At 68.1% G+C, this 16,519-nt stretch carries 10 protein-coding genes; 8 read left to right on the forward strand and 2 right to left on the reverse strand.

Translation table 11 applies throughout. The features are described 5' to 3' along the window. From VFQ05_11315 to VFQ05_11340, 6 genes are all read left to right on the forward strand, one after another. On the forward strand, window positions 1-1,294 hold a 1,294-nt coding region (locus VFQ05_11315; GenBank protein ID HET9327355.1), incomplete at its 5' end, for a CotH kinase family protein. Between the two features lie 244 nt (window positions 1,295-1,538). Beyond that, the gene (locus VFQ05_11320) at window positions 1,539-2,615 is read left to right on the forward strand and encodes an efflux RND transporter periplasmic adaptor subunit (GenBank protein HET9327356.1); all 1,077 of its coding nucleotides are present in this window, start codon (window positions 1,539-1,541) and stop codon (window positions 2,613-2,615) included. A 7-nt stretch (window positions 2,616-2,622) separates the two neighbouring features. Beyond that, window positions 2,623-5,832 (forward strand): efflux RND transporter permease subunit, encoded by a 3,210-nt coding sequence (locus VFQ05_11325; GenBank protein HET9327357.1) that lies wholly within the window; start codon window positions 2,623-2,625, stop codon window positions 5,830-5,832. Next, window positions 5,829-8,918: an efflux RND transporter permease subunit gene (locus VFQ05_11330; GenBank protein HET9327358.1), complete on the forward strand. Its 3,090-nt coding sequence runs from the start codon at window positions 5,829-5,831 to the stop codon at window positions 8,916-8,918. The genes VFQ05_11325 and VFQ05_11330 overlap by 4 nt, the downstream gene beginning before the upstream one ends. A 52-nt stretch (window positions 8,919-8,970) precedes the next feature. Continuing rightward, window positions 8,971-10,221, forward strand: coding sequence for a hypothetical protein (locus VFQ05_11335; GenBank protein ID HET9327359.1), 1,251 nt, complete (start codon window positions 8,971-8,973; stop codon window positions 10,219-10,221). Between the two features lie 53 nt (window positions 10,222-10,274). Then, complete coding sequence (locus VFQ05_11340) at window positions 10,275-10,502, forward strand: hypothetical protein (protein ID HET9327360.1); 228 nt, start codon at window positions 10,275-10,277, stop codon at window positions 10,500-10,502. A 294-nt stretch (window positions 10,503-10,796) separates the two neighbouring features. Here the strand turns inward: VFQ05_11340 and VFQ05_11345 are convergent, their stop codons facing one another. Together VFQ05_11345 and VFQ05_11350 are read right to left on the reverse strand one after the other, a co-directional pair. Further along, window positions 10,797-11,846 carry an ABC transporter permease gene (locus tag VFQ05_11345; protein ID HET9327361.1) on the reverse strand — a complete coding sequence of 350 codons (1,050 nt, stop codon included), beginning with the start codon at window positions 11,844-11,846 and terminating at the stop codon, window positions 10,797-10,799. Then, entirely contained in the window at window positions 11,839-12,792 is a 954-nt protein-coding gene (locus tag VFQ05_11350; protein HET9327362.1) for an ABC transporter ATP-binding protein, read from the reverse strand. The genes VFQ05_11345 and VFQ05_11350 overlap by 8 nt, the downstream gene beginning before the upstream one ends. Before the next feature lie 404 nt (window positions 12,793-13,196). Between VFQ05_11350 and VFQ05_11355 the strand changes: the two genes are divergently transcribed. Together VFQ05_11355 and VFQ05_11360 are read left to right on the forward strand one after the other, a co-directional pair. After that, on the forward strand, window positions 13,197-16,178 hold the full coding sequence (locus VFQ05_11355) for a FlgD immunoglobulin-like domain containing protein (GenBank protein ID HET9327363.1): 2,982 nt from the start codon (window positions 13,197-13,199) through the stop codon (window positions 16,176-16,178). Between the two features lie 8 nt (window positions 16,179-16,186). Then, a partial coding sequence (locus VFQ05_11360; protein HET9327364.1) for a hypothetical protein occupies window positions 16,187-16,519 on the forward strand: 333 nt, incomplete at its 3' end.

Raw genomic sequence — 16,519 nt, forward strand, 5'->3', positions numbered from 1 at the left:
GAAGAACGACATGACCTTCAACCAGGAGGTCCCGGCCCAGCTCTCGATGCCTGGGGAGACACCCTTGCTCGTGGCGGTGCGCCGCAAGTCGGGCGCGGCCGTCGGCGGCGAGAAGGTGCCGCTCAAGATCGACGTCAACGAATTCACCGAGCAGAGCTGGCACGGGATGAAGAAGCTCAGCCTGGAGAACGGCGCCGACACGAGCACGTTGCTCGAGGGCTTCGCATGGTACCTGCACCGGCTGGCGTGGAATGCGGGGATCTACCCGTACATGCCCGGCCTTGCTTCGTGGGTCAGGCTCTACGTCAACGGTGCCTACCTCGGGGTCTACGTGAGTGCCGAGCAGGTGGACAAGCGATTCATGGAGAACCGAGGGCTGTGGCTCTCCGACGACACCTGGCTCTACAAGCAGAGTGACGTCGGTCCTCCCACCATCGAGTTCGGCCCGCTGACGCACAGTCCGACGTATCAAGCGCTCTGCTATTCCCCGTTCCCGCCGAATACCTGCCCGATCCCTGCGCCCAATGATGTGGCCACGCAGCTCAACGCGCTCATCGACATGCCGGGGATGCTCACGCTCGGGGCGGTCAATTCCTGGGCGTACAGCCCCGACAACCTCTTCTCCAAGGGAAAGAACTTCTACTTCAGCGACTCCCGTTATCGTAAGCGGCTCCATTACTCGTGGGACATGGACGCCAACTTTGGCTCTCTGAACACGACCAGGAGCATCTACGAGCTCGGCAACTCGCCGTTCGAGGACGTGATCATCGACAATCCGACGTTCCGCACCAATTACAACGCGATCATGCGGAACCTCATCAACGGGCCCCTCAATACCGGTTCCCTGACCGCGGAGGTCAACGCGCTCGAGGCGGCCTTGCTGCCCCACCTGGGCACCGATCCCTACAATCCCGTCGGCTCGGCGGGATTCACGGAGCTCCGCAACTACATCTCTGCGCGGAACACCAACGTCATGTCTCAGCTTCCGGCCACGCTCTCCGTGGAGGACACGCAGGCCGAGCCGAGGATTCTGTCGGCTCATCCCAATCCGTTCATGGGCAGCACCAGCATCCAATTCCAGCTGGAGCGCTCCGGTCCGGTGCGGGTCGCGGTGTACGACGCGCGCGGCGCGCTGGTGCGGACGCTGGTGGAAGGCCCGCTCGAGCCGGGTGCGCATCGAGCGAGCTGGGCAGGAACGGACCAGCAGGGGCGCCAGGTCGGGGCGGGGATCTACTTCGTTTCCTGCCAGGCGAACGGCAGGACCTGGAGTGAGCGCATCGCCCTCCTCCGCTGACCGATCCTGAGATCGTCGGCGTCCGAAGGGATCACTGGGGCTCGTCCACCCCGAGGGCCTGCTCGAGGCCCCATCCCGCATCGAGATGGCCACCCCGCGTCAGGAGCTTTGCAACTCTGGTCGCTCCCAATGCGTAACGCCAGGGTCGCGAAGGGAAGGGCCCCCTTCCGATCGCGAGGGCTCGGGTCTGAAGGGCGCGTGGGAGCAGGCTCCCTGGCTGGAGGGTGTGATGGAGGCTCGGACGATGAAGCCTCGCCGGCGTTGGTGGCTGTGGTCGCTGGCGGGACTCGTGGTGATCTCGGTCGTGGTCGGCCTCCTGGTCGCACGGAACGGCCGCGGCGACGGCAACGGCAAGAAGAAGAACGAGAAGGAAGGGCCGACCGCCGCGCCGGTCGAAGTCGCCGAGGTGCGTCGCGGGGACATCACCACCTATCTCGAGACCACGGCCACGCTCGAAGCCCGTAACTCCGCCACGCTGGTCGCGACGCGCACCGGCCAGGTCCGCGCACTGATCGCGGAAGAGGGCCGGGCGGTGAACAAGGGCGACGTGCTCGCTCAGCTGGACGACACCGAAGCGCGGCTCGCGGTCGAGCGCGCCGAGGTGATGCTGAAGAGCGCCGAGCGCGAGGCCGAGCGTGGGAAGCAGCTGACGCAGCAGGGCTTCATGAGCGGGAAGGACATCGACGACCTCGAGCTCAAGCGCCGCACCGCGAAAGTGACGCTGGACGAAGCCCGTTACAACCTGACTCAGACGCGGCTGACGGCGCCGTTCTCGGGGCGCGTCACCGCGCGGATGATCAATCTCGGCGAGACGGTGACCTCGGGTCGCGAATGCTTCCGCCTCGAGGACTTCGACCCGCTGCTCGCGCGTCTCTACTTCCCGGAGCGCGAGCTGGCGCGGCTGCAGCTGGGCCAGCCCGCGCGCCTCACGGTGGATGCGCTTCCCGGACGCGAGTTCCAGGCGCGCGTGGCACTCGTCAATCCCGTGGTCGATCGGACCAACGGGACGATCAAGGTGACGCTCGAGGTCAGGGATCCGGCGCGGCTGCTGCGGCCCGGGAATTTCGCGAAGGTTCAGCTCCGCACCGGCAGCTTCAGCAACGCGGTCGTGCTGCCGCGGCGCGCCATGCTCTCGGAAGACGGCGAGAGCTATGTCTTCGTGGCGCGCGGAGACACGGTCATCAAGCGAGTGATCACGGTAGGCGCCATCTCGGGCGACACCGCGCAGATCGTCGCTGGACTCGTGGCGGGCGACAGCGTGGTGACCGTGGGGCAGGGCGGACTCAAGCAAGGCGCCCGCATCAAGCCGGTCCGGCTCTAGGTCGGCCGTGAAGCTCATCGAAGGCTCGATCCACCGCCCCGTCACCGTCTTCATGATCACCCTCGGGGTGGTCCTCTTCGGGCTGGTCGCGGGCGGCCGGCTGGCCGTCGATCTGCTGCCCGACATCTCGTATCCATCTCTCACGATCCGCACCGATCTGCCCGACGCCGCTCCCGGCGACGTCGAGCAGTTCGTCACCCGCCCGATCGAGGAAGCCGCGGGCGTCGTTCCTGGCCTCACGCGACTTCACTCGGTGTCGCGCCCGGGACAGTCCGAGGTGACGCTCGAGTTCGTCACCGGGACCCGCATGGACCTGGCGTCGCTCTCGGTCCGCGAGAAGCTCGATCTCGTCACGCTGCCGCGCGAGGCCAAGCGGCCCGCCATCCTGCGCTTCGATCCTTCGCTCGACCCGATCCTTCGCTTCCGGCTCTCCGGAGGCGACAACCTCCAGCGCCTGCGCCGCATCGCCGATCGTACCGTGAAGACCGAGCTGGAAGGCGCCGCGGGCGTGGCCGCGGTCAAGGTGGTGGGCGGCGAAGAGGAGGAGATCCGTGTCGACGTCGACGCGGCGCGGCTCTCGGCGGTCGGACTGTCGCTCACCGACGTCACGCGCCGCCTGGCGGACGAGAACATCAACCTCGCGGGCGGCTCCTTGACCGAGGCGCACGCCGAGTATCTGATCCGCGCCACCAACCTGTTCCTGACGCCCGAGGAGATCGGGGACGTGGTCCTCGCCGTGCGCCGTTCGGGCGCTCCCGCCGTCGTTGCGGGTCGGACCGCCTCCAATCCCGGCGATGTGGTCGGCGTGGTGCGGGTCTCGGACGTGGCCACGGTCCAGCGCGGCGCCAAGGATCGCGAGGTGGTGGCGAGGCTCGACGGGCACGAGGCCGTCGAGGTCTCGGTCTACAAGGAAGGGGACGCCAACACCGTGTCGGTGGCGCGCGCGGTCAAGCGCCGCGTCGACCGCCTGCAGCTGCCGCCGGAAATGAAGCTGGTGGCGGTGGCCGACCAGTCGCGCTTCATCGAGAACGCGATCCAGGACGTCATCGGATCCGCCTGGCAGGGCGGGCTGCTGGCGGTCCTCGTGCTCTTCGCCTTCCTGCGCCAGATCGGGACCACGATGATCGTGGCGCTCGGCATCCCGGTTTCCGTGTTCGCGACCTTCGTGATCATGTACCGCCTCGGGGTGTCGCTGAACCTCATGTCGCTCGGCGGGCTGGCGCTCGCGATCGGCATGATGGTCGATGGCTCGATCGTGGTGCTCGAGAGCATCTTCCGCAAACGGGAGGAGGGACTCGGCATCCGCGAATCCGCGAGCAAGGGCGGGTCGGCGGTCGCGATGGCGGTCACCGCGTCGACGTTGACCTCGATTGCCGTCTTCTTCCCGCTGGTGTTCGTCGAAGGCTTCGCCGGTCAGCTCTTCCGCGATCAGGCGCTCACCATCACCCTTTCTCAGCTGGCATCGCTGGCCGTGTCGCTGACCCTGGTGCCCATGCTGGCCGCGCTGGGCGGGCGCTTCGCCGGCAACGCCGGCGCGCTGCCGGAAGGCGGCCGCGGGGGACGGTGGAACGCGGTGGCGCGCTGGGGGCTGTTTGGCGTGGTGGCCCTGCCGCGACTGCTCACGCGGGGCGTCCAGTGGGCCGGCCGCGCGCTCAGGCCGTGGGTGAACCGGTTGCTCGTGCCCTTCGACGCGGGCTACGCGTGGCTCGAGCGCACCTACCCTGTGTTGCTGAGGCGGGCGCTCACGCGTCCGGGACCGATTCTGGCGGTCTCGACGATCGGCTTCCTGGTGACGCTGGCGGTGGGGGCGATGCTGCCGCGCAACTTGTTCCCCCCGGTCACTCAGGGGGAGTTCTTCTTCAACGTGCGGCTTGCCGAGGGCACGGCGCTCCATGTCACCGACCAGACGATCGAGCAGGTCGCGGCGGCGATCCGCAAGGACTCGCGCGTCAAGCACATCTACACCAGCTCCGGGCAGGTCGATCTGAGCGCGTTCGCCGGCTCGGCGCGTGAAGCGAATCGCGGCCAGATCGCCGTCGCGCTGAAGCGCACCGACGCCCGCACCGAGGAAGCGGTCGCGGGCGACCTGCGCGCCGCGCTCGACCAGGTGCCGGGTCTTTCGTACGAGTTCGGCCGTCCGAGTCTCTTCACGTTCCGCAATCCGGTCGAGGTGGAGGTCTACGCCTACAACCTCGACACGCTCCGCACGCTGTCCGACGCGGTCGCGGCGCGTATCGCGCAGCTCGATGGCATCGAGGACGTCGAGAGCTCCATGAGGGTCGGCGACCCCGAGGTCCAGATCGCGTTCAACCGCGATCGGCTGGCGGCCATGAACCTCGATCCGGCGGGCGCTTCGCGGCTGGTGCGCAATGCGGTCCAGGGAGAAGCGGCGACCCAGTTCAGCGACCTCGACCGCAAGCTCGACATCCGCGTGCGCGCCAGCGAGCAGGAGCGCTCGGCGGTGTCCGAGCTGGCGAACCTCGAGGTGGGGCGCAACCGTGGGCAGTCGGTGCCGCTGGCCGCGGTGGCGGATGTGCAGGTCTCGCGCGGGCCCAGCGAGATCCGTCGAATCTCGCAGCAACGAGCGGCCTTGGTGTCGGGCAATCTCGAGGGCCGCGACCTCGGCTCCGCGGCCGAGGAGATCGAAGCGGCGCTCGCCGGGCTCGATGTGCCGCCGGGCGCGAAGGTGACGCTGGCGGGGCAGAATCGCGAGCTGTCGCAGTCCTTCGGGTCGCTGCGCTTCGCGCTGCTGCTGGCGGTCTTCCTCGTATACCTGGTGATGGCGAGCCAGTTCGAATCCCTGCTCCATCCGTTCGTCATCATGTTCACGCTGCCGATGGCGGTATCGGGAGTGATCCTCACCCTGCTCCTCACCGGCCAATCGGTGAACGTGATGGTGCTGATTGGCCTGGTGGTGCAGGCCGGCATCGTGGTCAACAACGGCATCGTGCTCCTCGACTACGTGAAGCAGCTCCGCGCGCGGGGCGTCGCCAAGCTCGAAGCCCTGGTCGAGGCCGGCACCGTGCGCCTGCGGCCCATCCTCATGACCACGATGACCACGGCGCTCGGGTTGCTCCCCATGGCCATCGGCATCGGCGAGGGAGCCGAGGTCCGGGCCCCGCTCGCGCTCACGCTCATGGGCGGCCTCATCAGCTCGACGGTGCTGACCCTGATCGTGCTGCCCGCGGTCTACGTCACGATGGACCGCCGGCCGTGAACCTGCCGCGCTGGAGCCTGCGCAATCCGATCACCGCAGGAACGGTGGTGGTGTCGATGCTGGTCATGGGGGCCATCGCGGCGCCCCGGCTGCCGCTCGCCTTCCTGCCCGAAGTGAGCTTCCCCGGGCTGGAGATCACGATTCCCTACCCGAACGCCCTCCCGGCTCAGGTCGAGGAAGAGATCACGCGCCCCGCCGAAGAGGCGCTCGCGACTCTGAGCAAGGTGCGCAGGATCAACTCGTGGTCCTCGGCCAACTCGGCCAACATCTACGTCGAGTTCAACTGGGGAGAGGACATCGCCCCGATCCGCGCCGAGGCGCGCGAGAAGCTCGACCGCATCCGCGACCGGCTGCCGCAGGACGTCGACGTCATCCAGGTGAACAGCTTCCGCTCGTCGGACATCCCGGTGATCGAGTGCCGCATCGCCGCCGACCGCGATCTGTCGCGCGACTACGAGCTGCTCAACCGGCACGTGGCCGACCCGCTGCGCCGCGTCCCCGGAGTGGCCAAGGTCGAGCTCTACGGAGTCGAGCCGCCGCAGGTGCGGATCGACTTCCGCCTGGCCGACCTCGAGCGCCACGGGCTCGACGCCGGCGCCGTGCTGGCCCGGCTCGACGCCTCGAGCCGCAGCTCCAGTGCCGGAATGCTGCGCCGTGGCGACGAGGCGTGGCCGCTCCGTGTGGTGAACGACTTCGAGAGCATCGATGAGTTCCGCAGCTTCCCCATCACGGAGCAGGGTCTGAGACTGGGCGACGTGGCGACGATCGCACTGCGCGAGCCCGACCTGGATTACGGACGGCACCTCGACCTGGGTCGCGCCATCGGCCTCAACGTCATCAAGGAGTCGGGCGCCAACAACGTCGAGGTGTCCGACCGGGCGCGCCGGGTTCTGAAGGAGATCGAGTCGGATCCGCAGCTCAAGGGGATCCGCGTGCTGACCTTCACCGATCAGGGCGAGCAGATCCGCAACTCGCTCGAGGGCCTGGCGCACGCGGGACTCGTGGGGGCGGCGCTGTCCGTCGGTGTCCTCTTCTTCTTCCTGCGGCGCCTGGGCACCACCCTGATGGTCGCGGCGGCCATCCCGTTCTCGCTGCTGGCCACGGCGGCGCTCATGTACTTCACGGGCCGCACCCTCAACATCCTGTCGATGATGGGGTTGATGCTCGCCGTGGGCATGCTGGTGGACAACGCCGTGGTGGTGCTCGAGAGCATCACCCGCCATCGCGAGCGCGGCATGGCGCCGCTCAAGGCGGCGATCCGCGGCAGCCGCGAAGTCCTGCCCGCCGTGGTGAGCGCGACCGCCACTTCGATCATCGTCTTCCTGCCCCTCGTGCTGGGAGGCCGCACCGAGATCACCACCTGGATCGGCGAGGTCGGCCGCACGATCATCTTCACGCTGCTTTGCTCGCTGTTCCTCTCGCTCACCGTGATCCCGCTGGCCATGGGCAGGCTGTTCCGCGTGGGCGTGGGAAAACCGTCGCCGATCTTCCTCAAGCTCTCCGCCGCGCATCAGCGTGCGCTGGCCTGGACGCTCCGCCACCGCCCGGCCGCTTCCGGGATCGCGTTGGCGGTGTTCGTGGCGGCGATCGCCATGTTCATCCCGGTCGACAAGAGCGCCTTCACCGCCACCAAGGTCGAGGCGGTCAACCTGCGCTACGAGTTCGCGGACAACCTCAATTACCGCGAGGTCGAGCGCTACGTGACCGCGATCGAGACCTGGATCCAGGCGCGCAAGGAGTCGCTGCACGTCAAGTCCACCTACTCGTACTTCGGCAACAACGAGGCCTTCACCCGCGCCTACCTGGCCGACGGCTGGGCCGACGACGAGGGTGCGCAGAAGGTGCGCAAGATGCTGCGCGACGGATTGCCCCAGCTGCCGGGCACCACCTTGCGACTGCAAGACAATCAAGGCCAGTCGGGATCGTCGCGGCTGGCGGTTCGATTGTTCGGCGAGCCGGGGCCGCGGCTCGATCAGCTCGCGAGGGAGGTGTCGCGGCGACTCGCGACCGTCGAGGGGTTGACCGACGTGGTGGTCGGCGGCGAGCGCGGACGCGAGGAAGTCGAGGTGGTGGTGGATCGGCAGCGCGCCGCTCAATATGGACTCACCACGGCCACCGTCGGCAACTCGGTGGCGGGCTTCTTCCGCGGCCGCCAGCTGGCGCGGTTCCGCGGATCCGAAGGGGAGGTCCAGGTTCAGGCGCGGCTCGACGAGAAAGACCGCTCGAGCCTTCACGGCCTCCGGGACATGCCCGTGATGGCCAACCGTTCAGTCGGTGGCGTGTTGCAGAGCGTGCCGCTCGCCGCGGTGGCCGACTTCCACGTCGTGCGCACGCCCTCCAGCGTCGAGCGGCAGCAGCGCCACTCGGTGGTGGCGGTCCGCGGCAACGTGGACCCCAAGAAGAGCGGTGAGGTGCGCAACTCGGTTCGCCGGGTGCTCGACGGCATGTACTTGCCGACCGGTTACACGTGGTCGTTCGGCGAGGCTTTCGAGGAGGAAGACCGCACCCAGGCCGAGCTGCTCATCAATCTGCTCCTGGCGCTCGTGCTGGTCTACCTGGTGATGGCGGCCTTGTTCGAGAGCCTGCTGCATCCGTTCGCGATCATGTTCGCCTTGCCCTTCGCCTTCGTAGGCATCGCGGTCACGTGTCTCTTGACCGGCTCGCCCTTCAACCTGATGGCCCAGATCGGCATCCTGATCCTGGTCGGGATCGTGGTGAACAACGGGATCGTCCTGGTCCATCACGTTCACCAGTTGCGCGAGCGCGGCGTGGAGCGCACGCGCGCGATCCTCGACGCGGCCCACGACCGGCTGCGGCCGATTCTCATGACCATGCTGTGCACCGTGCTCGGCATGCTGCCGCTCGCGATCGGCGGCAACCACGTCGGCGACGTCCTCTACTACCCGCTGGCACGCGCGGTGATGGGCGGGCTCGTCGCCTCCACGCTGCTGACGCTGCTGCTGGTGCCCTGCCTCTACACGCTGCTCGAAGACGGCGCGGCTCTGGTCGCGCGCGTGTGGCGATCGGGCCCCCGCGGCGCGGCTCCGGCCACGGCGCCCGTCGCCGCTCCGGCAACCAACTCCTAGGCCACGCCACCTCCGCGCGCCAGGCCCGCGGACGTGATAGGGTCCCCTGCGCATGCGGCTCCTGCGAACTGCGTTCGTGCTCCTCGCTGTTGCCTCGACACTCGGCGCGCTCACTTACGCCGCGAGCCGTCCCGCGCCGCCCCTGGTCGGTCTCCAGGCGATCAAGACGCCCGCCCGGGCGGGCTCGGGACAGCCTTATCTGGCGATCGCGGCCGACGGCAGCGTGTTCCTCAGCTGGCTCGAAGTCGCGGACAGCGCTCGGCGAGCCCTCAAGGTGTCGCGCCTGACCAACAACGCGTGGGGCACGCCGTACACCGTCGCCCAAGGGGACTCGTTCTTCGTCAACTGGGCGGACGTTCCCGTGGTGGCCGCGCTCGGCAGCAACAACCTCATGGTGGCCTGGCTCTGGATGAGCGGCGGGGATCGATCCGCGTACCACGTTCGTGTGTCGGGCTCGGTCGACGGGGGCCGTCGGTGGACCCTGCCGATCATCCCGCATCGCGATGACACCCCCACCGAGCACGGCTTCGTTTCGATCGTGCTCGCGGAGGAGCGCGGCGCCCGCGTGTTCTGGCTCGACGGGCGGAAGTATGCCCAAGCCACTCGAGGAGACAGCGCCGCGCCCGAGCACGGCCACGGGGAGACATCGCTGCGCACCGCATGGGTGGCTTTCGACGGGGCGATGAAGGACGAGCTCGAGGTCGACAACCGCGTCTGCGACTGCTGCCCCACCACTGCCGTGGGTCGCGGCGCGGGCGCCTTGATCGCCTACCGCGACCGCACGAAGGACGAGGTGCGCGACATCTCGATCGCCTGGCTCGACGAGAAGGGCTGGAGCGATCCCGCTCCGGTGCACGCCGATGGCTGGAAGACGCCATCTTGTCCGGTCAACGGACCCGCCATGGACGCCATCAAGGACCACGTCGCGGTGGCGTGGTACACCGAGCGGGGTGACAGCTCGCGGGCGTACGTGGCTTTCTCCGGCACCCACGGACGAAGCTTCGGGCTGCCGATCCGGGTCGACGACGGGGATCCTCTGGGCCGGATGAGCGTGGTGCTGCTCGAGGATGGATCCGCGCTGGTGGGGTGGCTGGAGACTCGAGGAACCGCAGGAATGTTCCGGGTGCGGCGCGTCGGCCCGAACGGTCAGGTGGGCCCTTCGATGACCATTGCGCGTACCACCTCGAACCGCGCCTCGGGCTATCCCCGCATGGTGCGGACCCGGGACCGGATCATCTTCGCCTGGACCGCGACCGAGGGAACCCCTCAGGTCCAGGTGGCGGCGGCGCGCGTCCGGCCTTAGAATGCGGCCAGCGCCCTCCGAGGGCCTACCACCAGGACCCCCCGGAGGGCTCGATGTTTTCCACGCAAGAATCCGCCACGACGATTTCCGAATCCGACGCAACGCCCCCCTCGACCGCGCCCCGCTGGCGGCAGCACTTGGCTCGTTTCGCCGCGCGACTCCCGAACAAGTTCCGGCGCGCCCTCACGAGCCGTAAGACCCTCGCTCTTTTCCTGATCGCGTTGCTCGGGAAGCTCGCGTTCTACGGCGTCCTGGCCTGGCAGGTGCTCATCCGGAGCTGAGGCGCCGACTGCTTGTAACTTCTTGCTCTCCCCGGGGAGAGTAGGGAATTACATTCGAGTGGTGCGCACGTACGTCCTTCGCCGGCTGCTGCACACCATCCCATTGCTCCTGGGTGTGATCACGATCTCCTGGGGCCTGATGCAGCTCGTGCCGAGGCGCTCTGGAGCCAGGATCAGTACCTGGCGATCGGCGGGATCGTCATGGTCTCGGCCATGCTGGTGCTCGGGAACCTGATCGCGGACCTCCTGCTCGCGGCCACGGATCCGCGCATCGCCTTCGAGTGAAATGGACTCCTAATCCCAGCGGAACCAGGCGAGCGCGAGCGCGAAGCTCACCACCGTCCAGGCCAGGAGAACACCCAGCTGCGGGCTCACCTGCGCGAACGTGGCGCCTTCGTTCATCAACGCGCGATAGGCGTCGTTGGCCGCGGTGAGCGGCAGCGCGCGAATGAAGGGCTGCAGGAAAGCAGGGAAGCGGTCGGCCGAGAAGAAGCTTCCCGACAAGAGCCACATCGGCATCATGACGACGTTCATCAGCCCCGACACCGCCTCGATCGTGCGAGCGCGGCATGCCACCAGCAGTCCGAGGGCCGAGAAGGCGAAGGCTCCGAGCAGCGAGACCGCGACGAAACCGGGCCATGAGCCGCGCTGGAGGACGCCGAAGGCCAGCCAGCCGAAGACCACGATCGCGATCACCTCGAGCGCCAGGAACACGAGCCGCGCCACCATGAGCGACAGGAGGTAATCGCTGCGTCGCATCGGCGTCGCGACCATGCGCTTGAGCAGCTTGAGCTGCCGGGCATTGGCGATCGGGAAGCCGACGCCCCACATCCCGGTGCCGAGCAGATTGAGACCGATCAGGCCGGGGATCAGGAAGTCGATGTAGCGGGACCCCGGCCGCATGCGGGTGTCGGAGCGCAGCGACAGGCGGTCCTCCCGGCCCGCGGCGCGCTCGAGCGCGTCCTTCACGGTGAGCTGGGCGAGGCGCGTCTCGGGACGGCTCGGATCGTAGATCAGCGTCGGAGGATCGCCGGGCCGCACGACCACCTGGGCCTTGCCGCGCCGCAGCGCGGCGTCGGCATCCACCGGCGCGAGGATGCTCACCGAGAGATCCGGCGAGCGCTCGAGCGCGCGACGCAGCGCGCCGTCCCCGGTTCCCGCGGCGATCACCACCTCGGAGCGCGGCGTTCCCTGGTTGCGGAACGCGATTCCCAGCGCCAGCGCCAGCAGAATGGGGAAGGCGAAGACCCAGAAGATCGCCTCCGGCTCGCGAATGAACGCGAGCATCCGGGTGCGGGAGAGCTCCAGCAACGCGGGTCGTGGCGCGCCGCGCGGCTCACTCATCGCGCAGCGTCCTGCCGGTGAGGCTCACGAACACGTCCTCGAGCGTCGCGTGGTGGGTGGTGAGGGAGGAGAGCGAGGCCCGTTGCCGCTCGAGCTCCGAGAGGAGCGCGGGGATCGCCACATGGGGCTCGCGCACGGTGAGCGCCACGGAGCTCGGCTCGTGGCGCGCATCGACCACGCCCGGGAGTCCCCGGATGGGTTCCAGGTCGAGTGGCCCGGTCACGGAGAATTCGACGACGTGCTCCGCGCCGAGTGAGGCGATCAGCTCCACCGGGGTGCCGAGCGCGATGACCCTGCCGTGATCGATGACCGCGACCCGGTCGCAGAGCTGCTCGGCTTCCTCCATGTAGTGCGTGGTCAGCAGCACCGTGCCGCCGCGCCGCTTGAAGTCATCCACCAGGTCCCAGAGCTGGCGGCGCGATTGCGGGTCGAGGCCGGTCGTGGGCTCGTCGAGGAACAGCACCTCTGGATCGTTGACCAGCGCGCAGGCCACGGAAAGGCGCTGCTTCTGCCCGCCGGAGAGCTTGCCCACCCAGGCATTCCGCTTCTCCTCGAGCTGCACGCGCCGCAGCACCTCGGCCGGTTCGGGGCCGCGGCGGTAGAAGCTGCGAAACAGGCGCACCGTCTCTTCGACCGAGAGCTTCTCGTGCAGCCGCGTCTCCTGGAGCTGGATGCCGAGACGCTCCCGCAGCGCCAGGTCCTCGCCGCGTCCCCACGAATGGCCGAGCACCGTGACCTCCCCGGCATTCGGCGTGTTGAGGCCTTCGAGGATCTCGATCGTCGTGGTCTTGCCGGCTCCGTTGGGACCGAGCAGGCCGAAGCACTCTCCGGCCCTCACTTCGAGGTCGAGGCCATCGACGGCGGTCACGTCGCCGTACCGCTTGACCAGGCCTCGGCAACGCAGCACCGATTCGCTCGCCAGCGGACGCGGAATGGAGTCGAGCATGGGCGGGGAAGATACCGCAGCGCACTCGCGACTTGCAGCAGGACGGGATGCGCTTCGCACGAAGCGCGCTGGGTGATCCGCCCCACGAGGCGCTCATGGCCGTTTCAACTCGATCCGATCTCGAGGTGACACGACGAGGAGAGGCGCGCCAACTCGTGTAGCGACAGTCTCGAGTCCGTCCCGCTCGGCGAAGGCGCTTTCTGCAAGTCCTCGCGGCACACCCCCTGCCATGCCGACGCCCCGGACGCGTCCGCCCATCCATCGATGGGCAAGGGCGCGTCGTGGAGCGTCGCTTCCTCAAGCTGTGAGCGGCGCGTGCGAAGGCTCGCCGGCTTGCGAACCGGTCATGTGGAGCAGCGAACCAGGGAGGTGCGACGTTGCGCAGGGGATCACGTGTCACTCGGATGGCCGCGTGGACGCTTTGTGCCGCGGTCATGTGGGCCGCGCCGGCGTTCGCAGGCCCTTATAGCCGCCTTCAGGTCCTGCTCCCGGGTGAGACGGCCGCCCCTGGAACCGTGAGTGGCAAGACCGGCAGTCCGACCGCGCAGACGGTGGGTGTCCCGTTCACGATCACGGTTCGAGCGTGCGACAACACCTGGACGACGGTGACCACCGTCACCAACCAGATTCAGATCCTGAGCTCGGACGCCAGCGCCACGCTGCCCACGCCCAAACTGCTCAGCTCCGGCGTCACGACCTTCCAGGTCACGTTCAATGCTGGCGGAACCTTCACGGTGTTCGCGCACGACCAGACCGACGGAACCATCCCCGACGGCGCCTCTTCCAACGTCCAGGCGCTGGTGCTCCAGGGCTTCGTGTTCTCAACGATCAATCAGAAGAACCAGTACGCCGGCACGCCGATGAACATCTCGGTGAGGGCGGTCAACCCGAGCGGCAGCACAGTCACCGGGTTCAACGGCCAGGTGCATCTCAAGGAGATCACCAGCTACGGCGACGGTCGTGTGTCGCCGGAGTTCGTAACGTTCAGCAACGGCCAGTGGAGCGGCAATGTCACGATGTATCGCGCGGACGAGACCAGCATCAATCGCGGCAACGTCAATCTGTACGCGTTCCTCGACGCGGCGCCCCAGAAGAACGGCACCAGCGACCCGTTCACGGTGCACCCGGGTCCCTTCTCGCGCGTCCAGCTGATCGTCCCGGGCGAGACGCCGCTTCCCGGAAGCGTATCGGGCAAGACCGGCTCGCCGGCCACGCAGAGCGCCGGCCAGGGCTTCAATGTGAGCGTGTGGGCGACCGACGCCTACTGGAATCCGGTGCCGAGCGCCGACAACGTGCGGATCACGTCCAGCGATCCGGCCGCGAGCACGCCGGTGACCGGGGTCCTCAACAACGGCTTCCGCCAGTTCAACGTCTCGCTCGGCACGGTCGGCACCCAGACCCTCACGGTCAGCGACCTGACGAGCGGTGGGATCCAGGGCATGACCAGCCCGGGCATCCAAGTGATTCCCGCGGGCGTCAACAAGTTCGTCATCAACACGATCAGTTCGCCGCAGACGGCGGGCGTGGCGGTCTCGGTCACGATCCGCGCCACCGATGCCAACGGCAATACCATCCCGAACTACGCAGGCGACGCGATCGTCCAGGCCAACACCGGCGCCGGCAGTATCGTGCCGGAGTTCGTGACCTTCACGAACGGCGTGTGGACGGGCCCGATGATCTTCAAGGGTTCGGGGGGCGCGGTGTCGATCACCGCTTCCGACTTCGCAGCCCCGCCACATACCGGAACGAGCAACAGCTTCACCGTGAATCCCGGGCCGCTCGCGGGCGTGCAGGTTCTGGTGCCGGGCGAGCAGCCGCGCGGCGGCACGACCGACGGCCGTGAGGGCACGCCAGCCGCTCAGCAGGCCGGGACGCCCTTCACCATTACGGTGCGCGCCGTCGACCAGTTCTGGAACCTGGTGCCTGGTGTCAGCGACAGCGTCGCGCTGAGCTCGAGCGACGCCGGCGCCGGCATGCCGCCTCGAATCCGCCTCGCCAACGGCCAGGCGCTCATCCAGACCACGCTATACCGGGTTGGCAGCCAGCGAATCTACGCCGACGACATCACCAACACCGGTCTGCGTCCCGACACCTCGAGCGCGATCCCGGTGAATGGTGGTCCGTTCGCGCGGCTGCTGATCCTGGCGCCGGGTGAGGTCGCGACTCCCGGTGCGCCCAACGGCAGGTCCGGCACGGCGACCGACCAGTCGATCAACTACTCGTTCAACGTCACCGTGCTGGCCACCGACAACTGGTACAACCCGGTGACCGGCGTGAGTCACGTGGTGCGGATCACTTCGGATGACCCGCAGGCCACGCTACCGCCCAACACGGCGCTCGTGAACGGTCAGATCGAGCTGCCCGTCAAGCTGGCGCGCGGAGGCTACAACCAGATCACGGCCTCGGACGTGACGCAGCCCTCGATCCCGAGCAGCTCGACGCAGGTGCGCGCGATCTCGAGCGGGTTCCATCTCGAGGCGTCCGTCAGTCCCAGCACTGCGCAAGCGGGCGAGCCGTTCACGCTGACCGTCAAGGTCACGAACGACGCCGGAAGCGTGATCCAGGAGATCAACTCCTTCGTCACGGTCCGCGTCCAGAACGCTTCGACCCAGCAGCCCGGCCGCGGCACCCTGCTGACGACGCAGTTCCAGCTCTTGCAGGGACAGCGCGCGGTGTCCGAGACGTACACTTTCGTCGAGCCGATCGTCATCATCGCAACCGACGACGCGGGCAACGCGCCGGCGACTTCGAACGCGATCACGATCACGCCCGGCGACCCCTCGGCCATCCAGCTGACAAGCGTTCCGAGCTGGGTGGGCGGCAACAAGCACGCGAACATCCGCGCGCGTCTGGTGGATGCCTATGACAACGGCATTCCGGACGCGGCGATGGCGTTCCAGCTCGTCAGCGGCGCCGGCACGCTCACGCCGATCGACGGGATCACGCAAGCGAACGGCGTGGCCACCGCGGACTTCCTGAGCGCGCGCCAGCCTGGACACGACGTGATTCGCGCCATCTCCGGCGCGCTGCAGGCGGATCTGGATCTCGAGACCGCGTTCGTCGATCCGAACGCGGCCGGCGGTCACATCACGAATTACCCCAATCCGTTCCACCCGCCGCAGCAGTCCACGATCATCGCCTACAAGCTCACCGACCAGGCATCGGTGACGCTGCGAATCTTCACGATGAGCGGCGACCTGGTGCTGCGCAGGACCTTCGACCGCGGCGGTCCGGGCGGCATGCAGGGATTGAACGAGTTCTCGTGGGACGGGAAGAACGGTAAAGGCGAGGTGGTCGCCAGCGGCGGCTACATCGCGCTCGTCGAAGCCGAAGCCAAGGGAGCCACCCTACACGTCATCCGCCGCAAGCTCGCGGTGGTCCGCTAGGAGGCGTCATGAACCGCACGACATGGATTCGGGCGGGTGTGGTGGCGGCCCTGGCTTGGGCCGTCCCCGCGCTCGCGCAGGAACAGATCGCCGGAGGCCCCGGCGAATGGCTGGCACGCTACACCAGCGCCCGCACGCTGGGTCTGGGCGGCGCCTACGTGGCGACCGCGGATGACCCGCTCGGCGTGCTCTGGAATCCGGCCGGATTGTCGGCCATGGACCAGAACGAAGTGCGCTTCGAGAACGCACAGCTCTTCGAGCAGACCTCGATCAACGCCTTCGGCTTCGCGGTTCCCGGCAATTGGCTGCCGAGCTTCGGCATCACGATGGTGTCGCTGGGC

The organism is Candidatus Eisenbacteria bacterium, assembly GCA_035712145.1.
Taxonomy (GTDB): Bacteria; Eisenbacteria; RBG-16-71-46; order RBG-16-71-46; family RBG-16-71-46; genus DASTBI01.